Raw genomic sequence first — 21,105 nt, 5'->3', positions numbered from 1 at the left:
CATGTGAAAGTTAGATGGGGAAGATGTTTCCATTCTTTTCGCACAAACAAAAACGTGCAGGAAGTTCCTGCACGTTTTTGTTATAGGATTTTACTTAAGAAAGCCTGAGTTCGCTCATTTTGAGGATTAGAGAACAATTCATTAGGCACGTTTTCTTCTACGATATAGCCCCCATCCATAAAAATGACGCGGTCGCCTACTTCACGGGCAAAACCCATTTCATGAGTGACAACGACCATTGTCATTCCTTCTTTTGCAAGGTCTTTCATGACTTCTAACACTTCGCCGATCATTTCAGGATCAAGTGCGGAAGTTGGTTCATCAAAGAGCATGACGCTAGGTTCCATGGCAAGAGCTCTAGCAATCGCGACACGCTGCTTTTGTCCACCGGAAAGTTCACCCGGATAATTATTTGCTTTATCTTCAAGTCCTACCTTAGCAAGAAGTTCTTTTGCTTTCTTTGTTGAGTTTTGTTTGTTTTCCCCTTTTACTTTAATTGGGGCAAGGGTAACATTCTCAAGAACTGTTTTATGAGGGAAGAGGTTGAAATGTTGAAAAACCATTCCGACGTCTTGACGCACCTTATTGATATTCGTTTTAGGATCAGCAATGTTATGCCCATTTACAATGACGCTGCCACCCGTAATTTCTTCTAATTTATTTAAACAGCGAAGAAAAGTACTTTTCCCTGAACCAGAAGGACCAACTACGCATACAACTTCTTTTTCTTTCACATCGGTATTAATGCTTTTCAATACTTCTAAATCTCCGAATGATTTCTTAAGATCTTTCACCTGGATGATGCTCATTGTTGTCATTATCTCCTCTCATTCTGCTTTAATAAGACCCATTATATCAATCCTTTGCTCAATTAGAAAAGAACTCACCTTCATATAAAGAGAAAGCGTTTCGTTTCTAACAGTTGTACTCGTCCTGACATTCTTTTATAATAATATTTAGTGAAAACGTTTGCGCAAAGAGTTTAAAGGTATGTAGGAGGAGACGATATGGCTCAACAGTGGTGGAAAGAAAGCGTTGTTTATCAAATTTATCCTAGAAGCTTTAATGACAGCAATGGGGATGGAATTGGTGATATTAAAGGGATTACTGAAAAACTTGATTATTTGAACGAATTAGGCATAGATGTGGTGTGGTTATCACCGGTTTACAAGTCACCGAATGATGACAATGGCTATGATATTAGTGACTATCGAAATATTATGGATGAGTTCGGAACGATGGAAGATTGGGAAGAAATGTTGAAAGGGATGCATCAGCGAGGAATTCGTCTTGTGATGGACCTAGTCGTAAACCATTCTTCTGATGAACATGCGTGGTTTACCGAAGCGAGAAAATCAAAAGACAATCCGTATCGCGATTACTATATTTGGCGAGATGGGAAAGAGGGTCTGCCTCCAAATAATTGGGGATCCTTTTTTGGTGGTTCCGCATGGGAGTATGATGAAGAGAGTGAAGAATATTTTCTCCATTTATTTTCTAAAAAGCAACCTGATCTCAATTGGGAAAATGAAAAGCTAAGAGAAGAAGTGTATGATCTGATGAAATTCTGGCTCGATAAGGGGGCCGATGGATTCAGGATGGATGTGATTAATCTAATTTCCAAAACGCCTGGTTTACCAGATGCCGAAGTAACGTCAGATTCTGCTTTTCAGTGGGGTGGAGACTATTTCGTAAATGGGCCTAAGTTCATGGACTATATGATCGAAATGAATGAAGAAGTATTATCAAAATACGATGCAATGACGGTTGGCGAGATGCCGATGGCTACGCCTGAAGATGGGAAGCGGTATACGAATGAAGAAAGTGGCATAGTGAATATGTTATTTCAGTTTGAACATATGGATGTAACGAGCGGGCCTGGAGGGAAGTGGGATCAACAGCCATGGAAGTTAACAGATTTGAAAAAGATTATTTCAAAATGGCAAAACGAACTTCACGGAACAGGCTGGAATAGTTTGTATATGGAAAACCATGATCAGCCTCGTTCTGTTTCTGTGTTTGGCGATGATCAACAATATCGTGTAGAGTCAGCTAAAATGCTTGCAGCATGGCTTCATTTCCTGCAGGGAACACCATATATTTATCAAGGACAAGAATTAGGAATGACAAATGTGTACTTTGATTCGATTGAAGACTATGAAGATATCGAGACGCTTAATATGTATCAGGAAGAGGTTATGGAAAAAGGGACAAAGACAGAAGATGTACTTAAAGCGATTCACAAAAAAGGCCGAGACAATGCGCGAACGCCTATGCAGTGGAACGATCAAGAGCATGCTGGATTTACAACGGGTACCCCATGGTTAAAAGTAAATGAAAATTATCCAGAGGTTAATGCGCAAAAAGCATTAAGTGATGAAAATTCGATTTTCTACTTTTATAAGAACTTAATTCGTCTACGTAAAGAGCTTCCAGTGATGATTCATGGAGACTATCAACTCCTTTTAGAAGAAAATGAGAACTTATATGTTTATACTCGAAGTTATGATGGCACAACATTACTTGTTGCTGCTAATTTCTCAAAGGAAACGTGCGAGTTAAAGCTTCCAGAGATCTTAAACGGCGGGAAGCTACTCGTTCATAATTATTCCGGTGTCGCGAACCAGTTGCACAATGAGTCAAACATGCGCCCCTACGAAGTGAAAGTGTATTTGTTATAAGCTAAAGCGCGGGCACAGCCTGCGTTTTCTTTTATTTAATTTTTGTTTTATCTTTTTTAAAAGGATTGAATTCTTTCTTTCGAGGGAAGATAATTTCGAGAGAAAGAAATTACTTGAAAAGTGGTCGGTTTCCTTTTTCTTTTCGTTTCACTCATGTATAATAGCAGATGTACATTTGTTCAAGAGTGATTTTACTAAATTTCAATATAAAAAAGGAGTGTATACATATGACAACGACTCAAATGGATTCACTTGCTGTAAATACGATTCGTACACTAGCAATCGATGCAGTTGAAAAAGCAAACTCAGGTCACCCAGGCATGCCGATGGGAGCTGCACCTATGGCTTACACGCTATGGAGTCAGTTCATGAATCACAACCCATCTAACCCAGAATGGTTTAACCGCGACCGTTTTGTGTTATCAGCAGGTCATGGTTCAGCTCTACTTTATAGCATGCTTCACTTGTTTGGATATGACGTAACAATGGAAGATTTAAAATCATTCCGCCAGTGGGGAAGCAATACTCCAGGACACCCAGAATTCGGTGAGACACCAGGAGTAGACGCAACAACTGGACCACTTGGTCAGGGACTTGCGATGGCAACTGGTATGGCAATGGCTGAACGTCATCTAGCAGCAACGTATAACCGAGATAACTTTAACGTCATTGATCACTATACGTACAGCATTTGTGGTGATGGTGACTTAATGGAAGGTGTTTCTTCAGAGTCAGCTTCTCTAGCTGCCCACTTGAAGCTTGGTCGCCTTATTGTGATGTATGATTCAAACGACATCTCTCTTGACGGTGATCTTGATCAATCCTTCTCAGAAAACGTTCAACAGCGTTATGAAGCATATGGCTGGCAAGTGATCCGTGTTGAAGATGGCAATGATATGAATGCTATTGCAGATGCTCTTAAACAAGCGAAAAGCAACACTGATCAGCCAACACTAATTGAAGTGAAAACAACAATTGGCTATGGTTCACCAAACAAAGGTGGCAAAAACACTTCTCATGGTGCTCCACTTGGTAAAGATGAGATTCAGCTAGTGAAAGAAAACTATCAGTGGACTTTCGAAGAAGATTTCTACATTCCTGAAGAAGTGAAAGGCCAATTTGCAGATGTTAAAGAAGCTGGAAGCAAAAAAGAGCAGGAATGGAATGAACTTTTCAAAAAGTATGAAGCAGAATATCCTGAGCTTGCGAAACAACTAACGGCAGCTCTAAATAACGAACTTCCTGAAGGATGGGATAGCGAAGTTCCTACTTATGAAAGAGGAACAAGCACAGCTTCTCGTGCTGCATCTGGAGAAGTTCTTAATGCTCTTGCTAAAAACAACCCGCAAATCTTTGGTGGATCAGCTGACCTTGCATCTTCTAACAAAACAATGTTAAAAGACGAGCAGGACTTCTCGCCAGCAGATTATAGCGGACGTAACATCTGGTTCGGCGTACGTGAATTCGGAATGGCAGCAGCGATGAACGGAATTGCCCTTCACAAAGGTCTTCGTATCTTTGGTGCAACCTTCTTCGTATTCTCTGACTACCTTCGTCCAGCTCTTCGCCTATCAGCATTAATGGGAGTACCTGTAACTTACGTATTTACTCACGATAGCGTAGCTGTAGGAGAAGATGGTCCAACTCACGAACCTGTTGAGCAGCTAGCTTCACTACGTGCGATGCCAGGTCTTTCTGTCATTCGTCCAGCAGATGGTAATGAAACTGCAGCAGCGTGGAAATTATCTGTTGAAGCAACTGACCACCCAACTGCTCTTGTGCTTTCTCGTCAAAACCTTCCTGTTGTGACAGATTCTCAAGAACAAGCATACGAAGGCGTTAAACGTGGTGCTTATGTTGTAGCTGGTAGCGACGATGCTGAAGCGATTCTTCTGGCATCTGGATCTGAAGTTGGTTTAGCTGTAGAAGCGCAAGAACTTCTTTCTAAAGAAGGTATTTCAGCTTCCGTTGTCAGCATGCCTAGCTGGGATCGTTTCGAGAAACAATCAGCAGATTATAAGCAAAGCGTTCTTCCGGAAAATGTAACGGCTCGTCTTGGTATTGAAATGGGCGTTTCATTCGGCTGGGATAAGTACGTTGGTCAAAAAGGTGATATCCTTGCAATTGACCGCTTTGGAGCATCTGCCCCTGGCGACACGGTTATTAAGGAATTTGGCTTTACTGCAGAAAATGTAGTCAATAAAGTTAAAGCAATGCTCTCAAAATAAGAAGAGCGGAAGGCTTTCAGAAGGCGAAAATAGTCTTTCTGGAAGCCTTTTTCTTAACCGATGACCATTAAATATTTGAATAAACAGGTGTTGCTATGGATAAAGAGAAATTGACAAAGGTAGTCGAAGCTGCTCGCTTGTACTATCAATTAGACTATAGTCAACAGGAAATTGCGAGGGAACTAGCTGTTTCTAGACCGACTGTTTCACGTTTATTAAAGCAGGCAAAAGCAGAAGGTATTGTTGAAATTAAAATACACGATCCCTCACAGGACGTACACTTGCTTGCTGAAGAGCTTGCAGATGCATTTTCATTGGTAGAAGCGAGAGTGGCGATCGTTCCCCAATTTGAAGATGACCTTGTTAAAAAACATATTGGTAAAGTCGCAGCGGATTATTTAAATTCAGCTATGCAAGACAATGATTTAATTGGTGTTTCATGGGGGACTACTCTAAATGAAATCGGTAAGAATTTGCGTCACAAGTTATTGAAAAACGTGTCAGTCGTTCAATTAAATGGAGGAATCAGTTATTCAGAAACAAATACCTATGCTTATGAAGTGATTCAAATGCTTGGTCGAGCCTTTCATGCTACGAGTCACTTCTTACCTGTTCCTGCGATTGTAGATCATCTTCTTGTAAAGCAAACGATGGAAGAAGATAGGCACATTCGTCGCGTTCTTGATATGGGACGAAATGCAAATATTGCACTATTTAGCGTTGGTATTCCTACGAATGATTCGGTTATTGTCCAGGCTGATTATGTCTCAAGAGAAGAACTTGAAATGATTCATACCAAGTCTGTTGGAGAAATTTGTTCAAGGTTTTTTGATGAAAAAGGCAACCTCATTCATAAGGAATTAAATGAGCGCACAATTGGAATTGATTTAGAGGAGCTTTCAGCAAAAGAAAAGTCAATATTGGCGGCTGGTGGTCCTAAGAAAATAGAGGCGATATATGGCGCATTAGAAGGTGGCTACGCCAATGTGCTGATAACAGATCAATTTACGGCTCGCGCTTTATTAGAGAAGAAAAAACAGGGGAGGGAACAACGATGAAAATGACCGTTTTAGGTCCATGGGGTGGTTATCCTAAAGCTGGAGAAGCGAGTGCAGGGTATCTCTTTCAAAGAGAAGGCTACAATTTATTAATTGATTGTGGAAGTGGTGTATTGGCGCAACTGCAATATTACCTTTCTGTAGAAGAACTTGATAGTGTCATCATTAGTCACTATCATCCAGATCATATTGCGGATGTAGGGGTTCTTTATCACGGTCGCTTAATCCAGTCAAAAACAAAAGCTGAACTCCCTACTCTCCCAATTTATGGGCATAGATTCGATGAAGCAGGTTTTGCAAGTCTGGACCACAAGCCTTATACCGAAGCAAGAGCCTATGAAGAACAAGATCGTTTAGAACTTGGTCCTTTTTCTGTTACTTTTCAAAAGACAAAGCATCCCGTTCCTTGCTATGCGGTGAGAATTACTGATGGGAAGCACACCGCGGTATTTACAGCAGATTCCAGCTATCTCAAAGAGTTTGAAACCTTTTCTGAAGGGGCTGATCTACTCATTTCAGAATGCAATCTTTATGCAGATATGGATGGTTCAAAAATGGGGCATATGAATAGTACGGATGCAGCAAGAATTGCAAGCGCAGCAAATGTTTCCACTCTTATGCTGACGCATCTTCCGCATTTTGGAGAGTTATCGGATCTTGAAAAAGATGCAAAACAGCATTTTGATGGGAACGTTGTTCTTGCTTCGACAGGGCTCGTTTGGGATTCAGAAGAATAAGGAAAGTGAAAGCCAGAAGAAGAGTGCCTTCTTCTGGCTTTTTGAGTGGTGGGTATTTCGCTCTTTCACCAGAACACAAAGGACGTGTTCTAGTTCAAGAGCTCCAATATCTCCGTTTCTAAACGCTCGTCTTCGCTTTTCTAGATCCAGCTGCAGCCTCCAGACCCTCTGTCACTTCACCCTCCAACTCGAACACAAAGACCGTGTTCAATTTGGAGGGCTCCAGTGCCTGCCGGGTTTAAACGGAGGCTTCCGCTTTTCATGTCTAGCTGCAGTGGGCAGGTCCTCGAGCGCTTCAGACGTAAATCCGAACACAAAGACCGTGTTCAAATGTACGTCTTCCATCGCTTGTCGGACCTAATCGCCCACTTCCGCTTTTAATAGATCTAGCTGCAGCGCCCAGCCTCTCGATCGCTTCACCTCATAAAATGAACACAAAGACCGTGTTCTTTTTATGAGGCTCCAGCGCTTGTCGAGGCTAAACGGGCACTTCCGCTTTTCATGTCTAGCTGCGACTCGCAGAAACTGCGATATTTCGCTCTTTCACCAGAACACAAAGGACGTGTTCTAGTTCAAGAGCTCCAATATCTCCGTTTCTAAACGCTCGTCTTCGCTTTTCGTTATTCCCCCAACGTTGCGTCTAGTTTTCCGTTCATGTCCATTAGGAATCCGATTTCTCGGCCGAGTAGGCGGGCTAGTTCTTTGGATTTTTTTTCACCTTCGGATTTGATTTGTTCGATGGTTAGGCTTGAGTTTAGGTTTGATGCCCCTACGATGACGGGGATTTCACCTTTTTCGTAATAGACGATTTTCATATTGCTCCTCCTCAAAATGCGTTTGCTTACAATATTCGTACGGAGAAGGCTAGGAAAGGGTAGGGGGGATTGCTTTTTCATACTTTGGCAGGGGGACATAAGTATCAGGTTTTTGCTTCCTTTCCGACAATTTATTAGAATAGAGAGAGAACAAACAGGAGGTACAGGAATGCTTTATATAGATAATGAAAACATCATGGATGCTGGGATTAATCTTGCAATTGAGGAATATATTTTGAAGGAGCTTGATCCTGAGGAGACGTATTTGTTATTTTACTCGATGAATCCGACGGTAATTGTGGGGAAAAACCAAAATACGATTGAGCAAATTGATACGAGCTATATCCGTGAGAATAATGTAGATGTGATTCGACGGCTTTCAGGTGGTGGAGCGGTTTATAATGATCCTGGTAATTTAAGCTTTAGTATTATTACGAAGGATGACGGAAACAGTTTTCATAACTATAAGAAATTTACTGATCCCGTGGTAAAGGCTCTTAGTAAGCTTGGTGTCAATGCAGAACTCAGCGGGCGAAACGACTTGTTAGTAAATGGAAAGAAAATATCTGGTAATGCACAGTTTTCAACAAAAGGAAGAATGTACAGCCATGGCACGCTAATGTTTAATGTAAACTTAGAAAATGTCGTAAAAGCTTTAAAAGTCAATAAAGAGAAGATTGAATCGAAAGGGATTAAATCGATTCGCAGTCGGGTTACGAATATTAGTGAACATATGGATCAAGAGATGACGCGAGAGCAGTTTAAACAAACATTGCTTCAATATATTTTTGAAGGAGAAGAGCACATTCCTTCTTATGATTTAACGCAAAAAGATTGGAAGGCCATTCAGCAAATTGCGGAAGAACGATATAAGAACTGGGATTGGAATTATGGCCGCTCCCCGAAATTTAATGTGCAGCACTCAAAACGTTTTCCAATTGGATCAATTGATGTTCGTCTAGAAGTAAAAAAGGGATACATTGAACAGGCGACCATTTTTGGAGATTTCTTTGGAGTTGGAGATGTAAAAGAGCTTGAAAACAAACTTACTGGTGTTCGCTATGAACCTGGCTCACTTGAAGAAACACTTCAGCACGTGGATGTATCTCATTATTTCGGTAAAATAACAAAAAAAGAATTTATTGATCTTCTCTATTAAAAGGAAGGAGCTGGATATCCAGCTCCTTCTTCTATTAAAGTCACTCTACCTCGAGCTCAGCTAATGAATCCCGGGTGAATGATTGACGGTAATCAATGTCATCTATTGAGAATTAAATTATGAACTTTCTTCTGTTCCCCTTGCTAGTAAAATTTTCTTCCAATATAATATATTTAGAAAATTAAAAATGAATGACTACTCATTCATATAGGAGGAGAGCGAATGAATCTATCTCAGCAATTAACAGAGACAGCGGCGACTTATCCTGAGAAACAGGCATATATTTATCAGGATGAAGCTGTCTTGTACAAAGAACTTGATCAGAAGGTGTCTGCATTTGCCGCAAATTTAGTGGCAGAGGGAATTAAAAAGAATGATCATGTGGCTCTAATACTAGGAAACTCACCTGAGTTTTTAATTGCTTACTACGGTGTATTACGAGCTGGCGCAGTCGTAATTCCAATTAATCCAATTTATACGCCAGATGAAATTGGTTATCTTCTTCATAATGGTGATGTCAAAACGATCGTTACGTTGGAACAAGGGCTACCTTTAGTCGAAAAAATGGCTGATCAGCTACAAAACATCGTTTTAGTAGTATATACAGGAAAGAGTGAAAAAGAGAAGGTAATTTCAAACATAAAAATGAAACCGTTTTCAAACATGGTTGAAAATCAGAGTGAGCTCTTACAAGAGGTTAACATAAACGATGATGACCTGGCTGTGATTCTTTATACTTCTGGAACTACAGGAAAACCAAAAGGTGCGATGCTCACACATAAGAACTTATTTAGTAATGCTTCAGATACAGGCTCTTACCTCCAAATCTCTTCCGGTGACGTTGTCATCACTGCACTCCCTATGTTCCATGTGTTTTGCATGACTGTTTCCATGAATGCCCCACTTACATCAGGAGGAACGCTTTTAATTCTTCCGAAGTTCAGTCCTCAAGAAGTTTTCCGTGTCGCTGAGAAATACAAAGCTACTATTTTTGCAGGAGTACCAACAATGTACAATTTTCTCTATCAATACCCTGAAGGACGGGCTGAATATTTTCGGCATATGCGCCTTTGTATTTCAGGAGGTTCTTCTTTACCTGTGGCGCTTCTTCATCGTTTTGAAGAGAAATTTCAGGTTCGTATATCAGAAGGGTATGGATTATCAGAGGCTTCTCCTGTTACGTGCTTCAATCCCCTAGATCGTCCACGAAAAGCAGGTTCGATTGGCATGAACATCACGAATGTTGAGAATAAAGTCGTTGATGAACTGGGCCAGGAAGTGCCAGTAGGAGAGGTTGGAGAGCTTGCGGTAAAAGGACCGAATGTGATGAAAGGGTATTATAAAATGCCTGAAGATACCGCAGTAACCTTGAAAGAAGGCTGGCTATTTACTGGTGATTTAGCAAGAATGGATGAAGAAGGCTACTTCTATATTGTCGATCGTAAAAAAGACATGGTTATTGTTGGAGGTTATAATGTCTACCCAAGAGAAGTCGAAGAAGTTCTTTATCAACATCCCGATATCGTTGAAGCTGCAGTTGTAGGGGTGCCTGATCCAAATTTTGGAGAAGCGGTCCAAGCATTTATTGTCACAACACAGGAAATGACGGAAGAAGATGTGATGAACTATTGTAAAGAACATCTGGCAAAATACAAATGCCCGACGATTGTGGAGTTCATTAATGAGTTGCCAAAGAACACAACTGGAAAAATATTAAGAAAAGCGCTTCGGAAACAAGTGAACGCTTAATATAAAAGCCAAAAGCCGATCCAAATTGGATCGGCTTTTGTTATGAATAATCAGAAAACAATTGAAATTTATATGACAATAAAATATAATGACGTTAAATAAACGTTATATAGGAGGTGCGAACAGTGGAGGTTTCTGTAAATGAAAGAATGGATCATTTTATGAGTCGAATCAATCAAGGTGAAAAAATCGAAGCGGATGATTGGATGCCGGATGACTATCGAGAAGCGTTGATTCGCTTAATTTCCATGCATGGAATTAGTGAAATAATGGGCGCTTTACCTGAAAAAGAGTGGGTTCCAAAGGCCCCAACTGTTTACCGTAAGCTTGCGATCATGGCAAAAGTTCAGGATGAAATGGGTCATGGACAATTGTTACTTCGGGTAGCGGAAGATTTAATGGAACCCCTAGGGAAAAATCGTGATGATATTATGAAGGATCTGTTTTCAGGGAAACTTAAATTTCATAATGTCTTTCATATGAAAGCACCAACGTGGGGGGATGCTGGGGTCATTGCATGGTTAGTAGACGGTGCGGCCATTATTTCTCAAACTATGATGCTTGGTACTTCTTATGGGCCATATGGCCGCGCTTTAAAACGGATTTGTGCAGAAGAGGTATTTCATGCTCAACACGGAGAAAGTATTATTATGAGTTTGGCTGAAGGAACGAACGAGCAACGAGCGCTGTTACAAGACTCTATTAACAGATGGTGGTCCTCGTTATTAATGTTCTTTGGCCCAAGAACAAATGCGGAAACTGGCCATAGCAACCAAGATAAAAATATGCGCTACAAGCTTCGGACAAAAACGAATGAACAGCTCAGGCAGGAATTTCTAACTAAGTATGTGCCTCGCATCTGGGCACTTGGTCTAACGATCCCTGATCCTACACTGCGATTTGATGCAGAAACGTCTGAATGGCAGTATCAACAACCGGATTGGGAAGAATTCAAGAAAATTGTAACCGGTCATGGACCGAAATCGAAGGAGCGATTAGCACTTCGGGTGCAATCCTATGAAATGAACAGTTGGGTAAGAGAGGCGCTTGGATCAAGTGGAGTATCAAAAGTTGCGAGGTGAGATATGGTGAGTGAAGAGGGTAGTCTTTTTTATGAGGTTTATGAGGTATTTAGTAAGAAAACAGACACATCTGCGCTTCAACATCAATTTAGTCTGCTTGCACCAAACGAGGAACTCGCATTCATTATGGCGAAAGAGAATTTCTTTCGAAGGGAGCAAGTGGCTGATATTTGGGTTGTGAAGCGGGGGCACATAAAGAGGATGAGTCAGGAAGAAAAAGAATCGATGAACCATTTAGAAAAAAGTTATCGTGAAACAAAGGGTTATGGATATTTAAAGAAAAAGTGGCGTCAGTATGAGCAGGAGCAACTTACTGAAAAAGACATTATGGGAGGAGGAGAAGGCTAATGGAGTCAACGGAATACAGAGAGTGCTTAATTGAACTGATCTATCAATTAGCTGATGATGATTTTCTACTCGCCTACCGTGGATCAGAATGGCTCGGTCTTGCTCCTCATATCGAAGAGGATGTGGCGTTTGCTTCCATCAGTCAGGATTTGATGGGGCATGCGGCGCTTTATTATGGACTGCTCGAAGATCTTGGGGAAGGGCAAGTGGATGCCCTAACCCATGATCGCTCTCCTCGGCAATTTCGAAATGCCATACTTGTGGAGTTGCCGAATGGAACTGGAACTTATTTAGAAGACCCATCATATGATTGGGCATTTACCGTCGTTCGCAATTATTTCTACACGCTGGCCAAGAAGATACGATTAGAATCCATTAAGAAAGCATCTTATGAGCCTCTTCAGCAAATTGCTCAAAAAATCTCTATTGAGATGAGCTACCATATGATGCATTGGGAGGTTTGGTATAAGCAACTGATCAATAGTACTCCTGAGGCAAGAAGGAGAATGGAAGAATCCGTAAAAACGGTACTGGAAGAGTTAGATGGTGTTTTTTCATATGGGCGATTTGGTGATCGAATGGTTAGGCTTTCCCTTATTGAAAGGGAAGAGGTTCTCAAACAACGGTGGATGACTTACTTAAAGAAAGAAGATACAAAGTCTCCAATGAAAATGAAACAGGGGGAAGGGCGAAACGGGGTACATACACCCCATTTAGCAAAAGCTCTCGAAACATTGTCAGAAGTTTATCAATCTATCCCTACGGCAGAATGGTGAGGAGGGGAGAAATGATCCTTAAAGAAAAAATAATGGAGGTGCTTGATTCAGTAAAAGATCCTGAGATTCCAGTTGTCAGTGTGGTCGATCTTGGAATGATTCATAAAGTTCATTTTCAGGGAGATCAAGCTACTATTGAAGTGATGCCAACATTCTCAGGGTGTCCTGCATTAGAAATCATTAAAAGGAATATCGAACAGGCTGTAGAAAGTATTCCTGAAGTGAAATCTTTAGCTGTTACATTTATTCGGCATCCCATTTGGACAACCGACCTTATTTCAGAGAATGCGAAACAAGAATTGAAAAAGTTTGGTATTGCTCCACCTGAAGATCAAGTTAACGGGGAATGGCATGTACCTTGTCCATATTGTGGATCTGTTTACACGACTATGGATAACATCTTTGGACCTGCAGCATGTCGAAGCATTCTGTATTGTAAAACTTGTAAAAATCCATTTGAAGCGATGAAGCCAGTCTCCATTTAATTCTAAAAAAGGAAAGGTTGATGAAAGATGGTTAAAGTAATCGCATTGTATAAGCATCCGGAGAATACCCAAAAATTTGATGAGCATTATTTTAATACACACGCTCCAATTACAGCTAAAATCCCTGGACTAAAGAAAATGGACGTGACAAAGATTGTCGGCTCACCTATGGGGAAAAGTGATTATTATTTAATGTGTGAAATGTACTATGAGGATCATGAATCTATGAAAGCTGGGATGAAGTCTCAGGAAGGAAAAGCTTCGGGTAAAGATTTAATGGGCTTTGCGGGGGATCTCGTAACTCTCATGATTGGGGAAGAAGTTGAAGAAACAGCTGACGCAAAGTAAAGTGAGGTGGAAGGAATGTTTGAAACAATTGAATATGAAGTAAAGGATCGCATCAGCTGGATCCGCTTGAATCGACCGAATAAATTGAATGCGTTTACATTTGTGATGAATAAGGAAATAACGGAAGCGATTCAGCTTGCGAATAACGATAACGAGAGTCGCTGTGTCGTCATGACAGGGAATGGCAGAGCTTTTTGCTCAGGTCAAGATTTAGATGGAGTTGAAACAGGAGTCGATCATGGAGAAATGCTTCGGTCTACTTATAATCCGATGGTAAAGGAAATTACTTCATCTACAAAACCAGTTATCGCTGCAGTTAACGGAGTAGCCGCTGGTGCAGGCATGAGTCTCGCTCTTGCGTGCGACTTTCGATTAGCTCATGAGAATGCAAGCTTTATTGAAGCATTTGTTCATGTAGGTCTTGTACCAGACTCTGGAAGCACCTACTTTCTTCCGCGTCTCATTGGTCACGCGAAAGCGTTAGAACTAGCGATACTTGGTGACAAGGTAAGTGCTTCTGATGCAGAGCGACTTGGACTTGTTACTCAAATCTATTCCAATGAGCAGTGGGAAATGGGTGTGAGTCAATTTGCGAATCGTCTTGCTAGTCTTCCACCAAAAGCGGTAAGTCTTATTAAGCAGAGTCTCCTTCGTAGTTGGGATGGTACACTTGATGAGGTGCTTGAAATGGAGGCTGTTGCGCAAGCAGAAGTTGGCCAAACAAAAGATCATCTAGAAGGACTACGAGCATTTACTGAGAAACGTAAACCAGTGTTTCAAGGAAAATGACGAGATAAAAAGCAGGAAACCGGGGGTAAATCTTGAATAGATGAGATAGAGCGAAAGTAGCCGAGGTGGTTGTCGATCAACTGCCCGGCTCTTTCCTATGTTTACCATCATAGAGGAGGTCTTTAAATGTCAGTTGTTACATATGAAGTGAAAAACCATGTTGGATACGTAACGTTAAATCGCCCGGATGTTTTAAACTGTTTTAATTATGAAACCCTTTCAGTTCTACAGGGAATTGTTGACGATATTTATTCCGATCGAAATGTTCGCGCCGTGATTTTTTTAGGGGCAGGTGAAAGGGCTTTCAGTGCGGGTGCTGATTTGAAAGAGAGAAGGACGCTCTCTGAAAGTGAAGTTCGGCGCAATGTCAAAAAAATCCGTGAGGTGTTTACCTCAGTAGAGTCCCTTCCTCAGCCTACGATCGCCGCATTGAATGGATTTGCTTTTGGAGGAGGGTTTGAGCTTGCCCTAGCATGCGATTTTCGCTATGCCGTCAAAGAGACAAAAATGGGCTTAACCGAAACAAGTCTTGGTATTATACCTGGAGCGGGTGGCACTCAACGACTACCTCGATTAATAGGAACAGCGAAAGCAATGGAACTAGTGTTAACTGCACGCAAATTGACGTCAGAGGAAGCTTACGAATATGGCATTTTAAATGGAGTAGTGGCGCGTGAAGACTTACTGAGTAATTGTGAAAAATTAGCACAAGAGATCTGTCAAAATGCTCCCATTGCGGTGCAACAAGCAAAATTCGCAGTGAGAGAAGGGATGAATGTGGACCGTCATACGGGGATGGCGATCGAATCGAAAGCTTATGAAGTAACGATCCCCACGAATGACCGTCTAGAGGCACTAGATGCCTTTGCAGAGAAAAGAAAGCCACTCTTCAAAGGTGAGTAAATGTTGCGCTTGTGAATAGGCTCTGGTAGTATAACATCATATTTGAACCGCGTAAAAATAACGGAATGCTTTTAAGGCAAGCGGAGGTATGATGATGAGCGAGAGTTTGAATACTAGATCAATGATCTTTACATTGTATGGTGAATATATTAGACACTATGGAAATGAAATTTGGATTGGTAGTTTAATTCGACTCTTAAAGGAGTTCGGACATAATGATCAATCAGTACGTGCGGCTATATCAAGAATGAGTAAGCAGGGCTGGGTGGAATCAAGAAAAGAAGGGAATAAAAGCTTCTACTATTTAACAGAGCGTGGAAGTAGGCGAATGGATGAGGCAGCACAAAGGATCTTCAAGCTTCGGCCAACTGAATGGGATGGAAAATGGCGAATGTTTCTTTATACCATTCCTGAAGAAAAACGCCATATTCGAGATGAGCTTCGAAAAGAGCTTGTTTGGAGTGGTTTTGGAAGTTCATCCGCTAGCTTGTGGCTTTCTCCTAATCATCTAGAAGAACAGGTGAAATGGTTAATCGATAAGTATGAAATCAATGAATATGTTCATTTTTTCATAGCTGATTATAAAGGACCCCATGAAAACCATGCACTCGTAAACGAATGCTGGGATTTGACTGAAATAAGCGCTCGATATCGTGAATTTATTAAAAAGTATAGTGAACGTTATATCATTGATCGTAGTAAAATCGAAAATGGAAAAATGAGTGATGGGGAGTGTTTTGTCGAACGTGCTAAGCTCGTTCATGAATTTCGAAAGTTTCTTTTTATCGATCCAGGACTTCCATCCAAACTATTACCTGATGAGTGGCCAGGAGATCACGCAGCCATGTTATTTAGCGATTACTATAAAACACTTGCTCAACCAGCTTCTCGTTTCTTTGAAGAAGTGTTTCGGGAAGGAAATGAACTCACAAATAAGGATCGCGGCTATGATGCGTTAAATCATCCTTTGCTATCTGAAAGACAATCGAATTAGAAAGAAGGAACGGGCACCCGTTCCTTCTTTTTCTTTATCATCGAATTTCAATAGACTGTTCTTTAAATTCTTTTCCTTTTGTTTTGTACGTTTCGATTGTTAAGGTGATCAGTTCTTTATCTTTCTGAGTTAGTTCCCTCACCACCTTACCGGGTGACCCCATTACCATAGAGTTAGGAGGGATTTTTTTACCTGAAGGGATAAGCGTATTTGCTCCTATAAGTGAGCCCTCGCCTATTTCTGCACCGTCAAGCACGATCGCTCCCATACCAATTAATGCTCCTTTACGGATTGTACAACCGTGAAGAATAGCGTTATGCCCCACTGATACTTCATCTTCTAACACAAGGGGAAATCCTTCAAATAAATGGCATGTGCAATTATCCTGGATATTGCATCCTTTTCCGATCGAAATAGGCGCTTCATCCCCTCTTAGAACGGCATTAAACCAAACGGTTGATTCTTCTCCAATCGTCACGTCCCCAATAATTTTGGCGCCTGAAGCTACGTACACATTCTGCGCAAGGTTAGGTGTGAAACCATTATACGAAAATAGCATGTACATACAGTCTCCTTTCTGAGATAACAGGATAGTTACGGACAAGGAACAAATCGTCTTTCATAAGAAGCAGGAATTTCTCATTTTACTTTGAATGTTATGTATAAGTATAACACTTATTGTTTAAAGCGTATGAATTTCGTCACAAATAATGAAGGGAGATAGATTATGAATCGTCTTTGTGAGTTGTTATCCATTCAATACCCATTTATACAAGGAGGGATGGGAAATATCTCTAGTCCGATTCTTGCATCGGCTGTATCTGAAGCAGGCGGACTTGGAACAATTGGAACGGGTACTCTTAGCGTAGATGAAGTTGAGTTATTGCTACTTGAAATGAAAAAGCGAACGAAGAAGTCTTTTGCACTAAATATACCGATTTCGGTGACACCTCACTTAAAAGGGTTGTGTGAACTAGCTGTGAAACACTCCGTTCCTGTTGTCTCTCTTTCAGCCGGAAATCCATCGCCCTATATCCCGTATTTTAAAGAACATCACATTAAGGTAATTTGTGTCACTGCTAGCGTGAAGCATGCGAGAAAAGCAGAAATAGCCGGTGCAGATCTTATCGTAGGTGAGGGATTTGAAGCGGCTGGGATAAATTCGCCATTGGAACTGACAACGATGACGCTCATTCCTCAGCTTGTTGCTAATGTGGAAATTCCAGTCGTTGCTGCGGGAGGGGTAGGTGATTCAAAAGGGTTTGCCGCAGCTTTAGCTCTAGGAGCGGAAGGCGTACAGATGGGAACGCGATTAATTGCAACGAAAGAATCCCCTTATCATGAGCGTTATGTTAAAAAACTATTAGAAGCAACTGATACAGAAACGGTTATCGTTGGTCGCAGTGTAGGAAAGGTGCGGAGGGTTCTAAAAACCGCATATGCAGATCAATTAATTGACGCGGAAGGAGCGGGTATTCATCCAGATGATTTTGAAGCGATGACGGATGAGGAAAAGCATCGAATTGGTGCAGTAGAAGGAAGATTAGAAGAGGGATTTATTAATGGCGGGCAAATAAGCGGGCTAGTCACGTCAATTCCAACCGTTCAGGAGCTATTTACCGAAATGATTGAGGGGGCTGAACGAGTTTATGAGCATCAGATGAAGGTGATTCGTGACTTCTATTTAAAACAGTAGTGTGCTAGAAAGTTATTATTTTAGAAAATATAAAATAGTTAAAATTGTTTGAATACTCGTTGACAAGACTAGTTTTGCCAGTGTACCATAACGATACAATATGCCGGACAGGCGATAGGGTTAAAATATGACGAGAATAAGTTGGAAGAACTTATTATGGGGAGGACAGGCATTTGAAATCCTGGAAAAAATGGATTGGAATTTCAGTTGTAAGCGTGATGGCACTTACAGGGTGTGGATCGAATAATTCCTCATCAAACGTAGAGGATGAAGGGGATGCAAGTAAAGATACCTATACGATTGGCGTAACGCAAATTGTGGAGCACCCTTCACTCGATGCTGCTTATGAAGGATTTAAAATGGCACTCGAAGAGAACGGATTTAAAGAAGGAGATAACATTACTTACGATGTGCAAAATGCTCAAAATGATATGAACAATAGTAATACGATTGCACAAAATTTAGTGGGTGATGAAGTCGATTTGATTTTTGCCAATTCAACTCCAAGTGCACAATCTGCTTTAAATGCTACTTCCGATATTCCGATTGTTTTCACTTCTGTGACGGATCCAGTAGGAGCCAAGCTTGTTGAGGATTTCGATAAGCCAGGGGAGAATATAACAGGTACAACAGATACACACCCTGAAGCGATTCCGAAGACAATCGAATTTATCGCCAATGAATTTGATGCTAAAAATGTTGGGCTAATCTACAATGCAGGGGAACAAAATTCTGTAGCCCAGGTCGATATCGTGAAGAAAGCAATGGAAGGTACGAATATGAAAGCTGTTGAAAAAAGTGTCTCTACTTCAGCTGAAGTAAAACAAGCCGCTGAAGCGCTAGTTGGTAAAGTAGATGTGATCTACATTGTGACAGACAACACGGTCGTATCAGCGCTCGAATCGGTTATTAGTGTAGCTAATGATAAGGACATCCCGATGTTTGCTGGGGAGTTTGACTCTGTTAATCGAGGTGCCTTTGCGGCTTATGGTTTTGATTATCAAGATATTGGTTATGAAGCAGGACAAATGGCAGCGAAAATTCTAAAGGGTGAAGCAACGACGTCAGATCTTCCGGTTCAGTATCCTCAGAACTTAAAACTTAAAATGAATCAAAAAGCAGCGGAAGAAATGGGCATCGATGTTAAGTCAGAATGGGAAGAGATGGGGGAATATACAGAGTAAAAGAATGGGTTCGAAAAAGACGGGGGTTTCTTTTTCGAACCTTTTTTTCCGAATGATGTTGAACGAATGGAACGAATACATGATGAAATAGAAAAGAATTGGAGGGGCTTAGTATGGGTTCAGCAATGTTTGGAGCAGTAGAATCAGGGATTATTTATGCCATCATGGCACTCGGCGTGTATTTATCGTTTCGTATTCTGGATTTTCCTGATTTAACGGTTGATGGGAGCTTTGTCACGGGTGCAGCGATTGCTGCCATTTTAATTGTAAATGGAACAAATCCTTTTTTTGCGACACTTTTAGCAATTGGAGCAGGTTTCTTGGCTGGTTGTGTGACCGGATTATTACATACAAAAGGGAAAATCAACCCACTTCTTGCGGGGATTCTAATGATGATCGCACTTTATTCTATTAATCTAAGAATAATGGGAAGATCCAATGTCCCACTGTTAAATGAAGAATCTATTTTTACGAAGTTAGAAACGCTATTTGAGGCAACAGGAATTGATGCTTTTTTCAACAATGTTGCCTCATCTATTGGTCTCAGCAACCTCACCTCAACATGGTCTATTTTAATTAGCATGTTGCTTGTTACGGCACTTATAAAAATCCTAACGGACCTCTTTTTACGAACTCAAATTGGACTGGCGCTTCGTGCGACAGGTGATAACAAACGAATGATCCGTAGTTTTTCTGCAAACACCGATCAATTTACCATACTTGGACTTGGGCTTTCGAATGCCCTCGTAGCATTAGCGGGTGCTTTAATTGCGCAGTATAGTTCTTTTGCAGACGTTGGTATGGGAATTGGAATGATTATTATTGGGCTTGCCTCCGTCATTATTGGAGAAGCCATTTTTGGAACGAGAACGATAGCAGTGACCACGTTCGCTGTCGTAGGAGGGGCCATCGTCTATCGAATCGTTGTTAGTTTAGCGCTTCGAGTAGATTTCTTGGAGACGGGGGACATGAAATTGATTACCGCGGTCATTGTCATTGCTGCCCTCGTTCTTCCTCAATTAATAGATGGTCAGAAAGAACGAAATCGAAAGAAGCGAAAACGTCTTCAGCAAGAGTTGAAGTTAAGAGAAATGAAGGATGGAGGCGAAGAGTATGCTTCGACTAAATCAAATTCACAAAGTATTTAACGAAGGAACACTTGATGAGAAAGTGGCGCTAGAAGACATTAATTTAACGCTTGACCCTGGTGACTTTGTAACCGTTATTGGTAGCAACGGCGCAGGAAAATCTACTTTAATGAATATGATCTCTGGGGTGTTAACACCTGATGTTGGCGATGTATTTATCGATGAAAAACAAATTACAAGCTTACCAGAATACAAAAGGTCTAAGCTAATCGGTCGCGTTTTTCAGGATCCTATGGCAGGCACGGCTCCTTCAATGACCATACAGGAAAACCTGGCGCTTGCTTACAATCGAAATCGAAGAAGAACGTTAATGAAAGGCGTAACGAAAAAGCTAAAATCAACTTTTCAGGAAGCACTCGAAACACTTCATTTGGGTCTTGAGGATCGCCTTTCTGCGAAGGTTGGGATGCTATCAGGAGGAGAGAGGCAAGCACTGTCTCTGTTAATGGCCACTTTCACAGAGCCGAAAATGCTGTTATTAGATGAACATACTGCAGCTCTCGATCCTGCTAGAGCTGCTTTAATTACAAGATTAACAGGCGAGATTGTAGACCGAACTCACTTAACAACGCTAATGGTTACCCATAATATGCAACAGGCGCTTGATCTTGGCAATCGACTAATCATGATGGATAGCGGTAAAATTATATTAGAAGTTGAAGGAGAAGATAAACAGAATTTAACCATTGAGGCATTGCTACATGAATTCCAACGTATCAAAGGTGCGAAAATGAATAATGATCGAGCTTTATTAGGGTAGTAAATGAAACCAATCGGTCTTCCGATTGGTTTTTCTTAAAGAAAAATGGTAGAGTGTAACGTTATGTGGCCGAGTTTGTTCCTAATTTTTTGACAATTTATTGACGGGTATTATACGCAATGTTATTATATCGTTAAATAAACGTCATATAGTATGGTGTGAGGT

The 21,105-nt window shown here is 41.0% G+C and carries 21 protein-coding genes; 18 read left to right on the top strand and 3 right to left on the bottom strand.

The annotated features are described in order from the left end of the window. Positions 1-80: 80 nt before the first annotated feature. On the bottom strand, positions 81-809 hold the full coding sequence (locus PQ511_RS13755) for an amino acid ABC transporter ATP-binding protein (protein ID WP_273852484.1): 729 nt from the start codon (positions 807-809) through the stop codon (positions 81-83). A gap of 198 nt (positions 810-1,007) precedes the next feature. On the opposite strand from PQ511_RS13755, the gene PQ511_RS13750 reads away from it, so the two are divergent. From PQ511_RS13750 to PQ511_RS13735, 4 genes are all read left to right on the top strand, one after another. Then, positions 1,008-2,681: a glycoside hydrolase family 13 protein gene (locus PQ511_RS13750; protein WP_273852483.1), complete on the top strand. Its 1,674-nt coding sequence runs from the start codon at positions 1,008-1,010 to the stop codon at positions 2,679-2,681. Positions 2,682-2,908: 227 nt separating this feature from the next. Beyond that, positions 2,909-4,909, top strand: coding sequence for a transketolase (tkt, locus tag PQ511_RS13745; protein WP_273852482.1), 2,001 nt, complete (start codon positions 2,909-2,911; stop codon positions 4,907-4,909). A gap of 95 nt (positions 4,910-5,004) precedes the next feature. Further along, the gene (gene deoR, locus PQ511_RS13740; RefSeq protein WP_273852481.1) at positions 5,005-5,967 is read left to right on the top strand and encodes a DNA-binding transcriptional repressor DeoR; all 963 of its coding nucleotides are present in this window, start codon (positions 5,005-5,007) and stop codon (positions 5,965-5,967) included. Beyond that, the gene (locus PQ511_RS13735) at positions 5,964-6,704 is read left to right on the top strand and encodes an MBL fold metallo-hydrolase (protein WP_273852480.1); all 741 of its coding nucleotides are present in this window, start codon (positions 5,964-5,966) and stop codon (positions 6,702-6,704) included. Before deoR ends, PQ511_RS13735 begins: the two co-directional genes overlap by 4 nt. A 620-nt stretch (positions 6,705-7,324) precedes the next feature. On the opposite strand, the gene PQ511_RS13730 is transcribed toward PQ511_RS13735, so the two are convergent. Beyond that, positions 7,325-7,519, bottom strand: a complete 195-nt coding sequence (locus tag PQ511_RS13730) for a hypothetical protein (protein ID WP_224598544.1) — start codon at positions 7,517-7,519, stop codon at positions 7,325-7,327. 169 nt (positions 7,520-7,688) lie between these two features. On the opposite strand from PQ511_RS13730, the gene lplA reads away from it, so the two are divergent. From lplA to paaX, 10 genes are all read left to right on the top strand, one after another. Further along, complete coding sequence (lplA, locus tag PQ511_RS13725; protein WP_273852479.1) at positions 7,689-8,678, top strand: lipoate--protein ligase; 990 nt, start codon at positions 7,689-7,691, stop codon at positions 8,676-8,678. Between the two features lie 222 nt (positions 8,679-8,900). Continuing rightward, positions 8,901-10,427 (top strand): fatty acid--CoA ligase family protein, encoded by a 1,527-nt coding sequence (locus PQ511_RS13720; protein WP_273852478.1) that lies wholly within the window; start codon positions 8,901-8,903, stop codon positions 10,425-10,427. A gap of 149 nt (positions 10,428-10,576) precedes the next feature. Further along, complete coding sequence (gene paaA, locus PQ511_RS13715) at positions 10,577-11,509, top strand: 1,2-phenylacetyl-CoA epoxidase subunit PaaA (protein ID WP_337957773.1); 933 nt, start codon at positions 10,577-10,579, stop codon at positions 11,507-11,509. A gap of 3 nt (positions 11,510-11,512) precedes the next feature. Beyond that, on the top strand, positions 11,513-11,857 hold the full coding sequence (gene paaB / locus PQ511_RS13710) for a 1,2-phenylacetyl-CoA epoxidase subunit PaaB (RefSeq protein ID WP_420541707.1): 345 nt from the start codon (positions 11,513-11,515) through the stop codon (positions 11,855-11,857). Beyond that, the gene (gene paaC / locus PQ511_RS13705) at positions 11,857-12,633 is read left to right on the top strand and encodes a 1,2-phenylacetyl-CoA epoxidase subunit PaaC (RefSeq protein WP_273852475.1); all 777 of its coding nucleotides are present in this window, start codon (positions 11,857-11,859) and stop codon (positions 12,631-12,633) included. Before paaB ends, paaC begins: the two co-directional genes overlap by 1 nt. An 11-nt stretch (positions 12,634-12,644) precedes the next feature. After that, entirely contained in the window at positions 12,645-13,118 is a 474-nt protein-coding gene (gene paaD, locus PQ511_RS13700) for a 1,2-phenylacetyl-CoA epoxidase subunit PaaD (RefSeq protein ID WP_273852474.1), read from the top strand. A gap of 27 nt (positions 13,119-13,145) precedes the next feature. Next, positions 13,146-13,466, top strand: coding sequence for an EthD family reductase (locus tag PQ511_RS13695; RefSeq protein ID WP_273852473.1), 321 nt, complete (start codon positions 13,146-13,148; stop codon positions 13,464-13,466). A 15-nt stretch (positions 13,467-13,481) separates the two neighbouring features. Further along, positions 13,482-14,255 (top strand): enoyl-CoA hydratase-related protein, encoded by a 774-nt coding sequence (locus PQ511_RS13690; protein WP_273852472.1) that lies wholly within the window; start codon positions 13,482-13,484, stop codon positions 14,253-14,255. Positions 14,256-14,381: 126 nt separating this feature from the next. Further along, a complete protein-coding gene (locus PQ511_RS13685; RefSeq protein ID WP_273852471.1) occupies positions 14,382-15,158 on the top strand; it encodes an enoyl-CoA hydratase-related protein in 777 nt (258 codons plus the stop codon). Positions 15,159-15,252: 94 nt separating this feature from the next. Then, a complete protein-coding gene (gene paaX, locus PQ511_RS13680; RefSeq protein ID WP_273852470.1) occupies positions 15,253-16,152 on the top strand; it encodes a phenylacetic acid degradation operon negative regulatory protein PaaX in 900 nt (299 codons plus the stop codon). 37 nt (positions 16,153-16,189) lie between these two features. Here the strand turns inward: paaX and PQ511_RS13675 are convergent, their stop codons facing one another. Further along, the gene (locus tag PQ511_RS13675) at positions 16,190-16,711 is read right to left on the bottom strand and encodes a gamma carbonic anhydrase family protein (RefSeq protein WP_273852469.1); all 522 of its coding nucleotides are present in this window, start codon (positions 16,709-16,711) and stop codon (positions 16,190-16,192) included. Positions 16,712-16,879: 168 nt separating this feature from the next. Here PQ511_RS13675 and PQ511_RS13670 point away from each other — a divergent pair, with 168 nt between their 5' ends. The 4 genes from PQ511_RS13670 (at position 16,880) to PQ511_RS13655 (ending at position 20,940) form a co-directional block, all read left to right on the top strand. Further along, on the top strand, positions 16,880-17,848 hold the full coding sequence (locus tag PQ511_RS13670; protein ID WP_273852468.1) for an NAD(P)H-dependent flavin oxidoreductase: 969 nt from the start codon (positions 16,880-16,882) through the stop codon (positions 17,846-17,848). A 173-nt stretch (positions 17,849-18,021) separates the two neighbouring features. Then, positions 18,022-19,032 (top strand): ABC transporter substrate-binding protein, encoded by a 1,011-nt coding sequence (locus PQ511_RS13665; protein ID WP_420541706.1) that lies wholly within the window; start codon positions 18,022-18,024, stop codon positions 19,030-19,032. A gap of 113 nt (positions 19,033-19,145) precedes the next feature. Further along, the gene (locus tag PQ511_RS13660; RefSeq protein ID WP_273852467.1) at positions 19,146-20,180 is read left to right on the top strand and encodes an ABC transporter permease; all 1,035 of its coding nucleotides are present in this window, start codon (positions 19,146-19,148) and stop codon (positions 20,178-20,180) included. Then, positions 20,146-20,940: an ABC transporter ATP-binding protein gene (locus PQ511_RS13655; RefSeq protein ID WP_273852466.1), complete on the top strand. Its 795-nt coding sequence runs from the start codon at positions 20,146-20,148 to the stop codon at positions 20,938-20,940. The genes PQ511_RS13660 and PQ511_RS13655 overlap by 35 nt, the downstream gene beginning before the upstream one ends. Positions 20,941-21,105: the final 165 nt, after the last annotated feature.

The sequence above is a fragment of the Guptibacillus spartinae genome (genome assembly GCF_028610625.1).
Lineage (GTDB): Bacteria > Bacillota > Bacilli > Bacillales > Guptibacillaceae > Guptibacillus > Guptibacillus spartinae.
The sequence above is the reverse complement of the archived record's forward strand: the minus strand, read 5'-3'. Positions and strand labels throughout refer to the sequence as shown.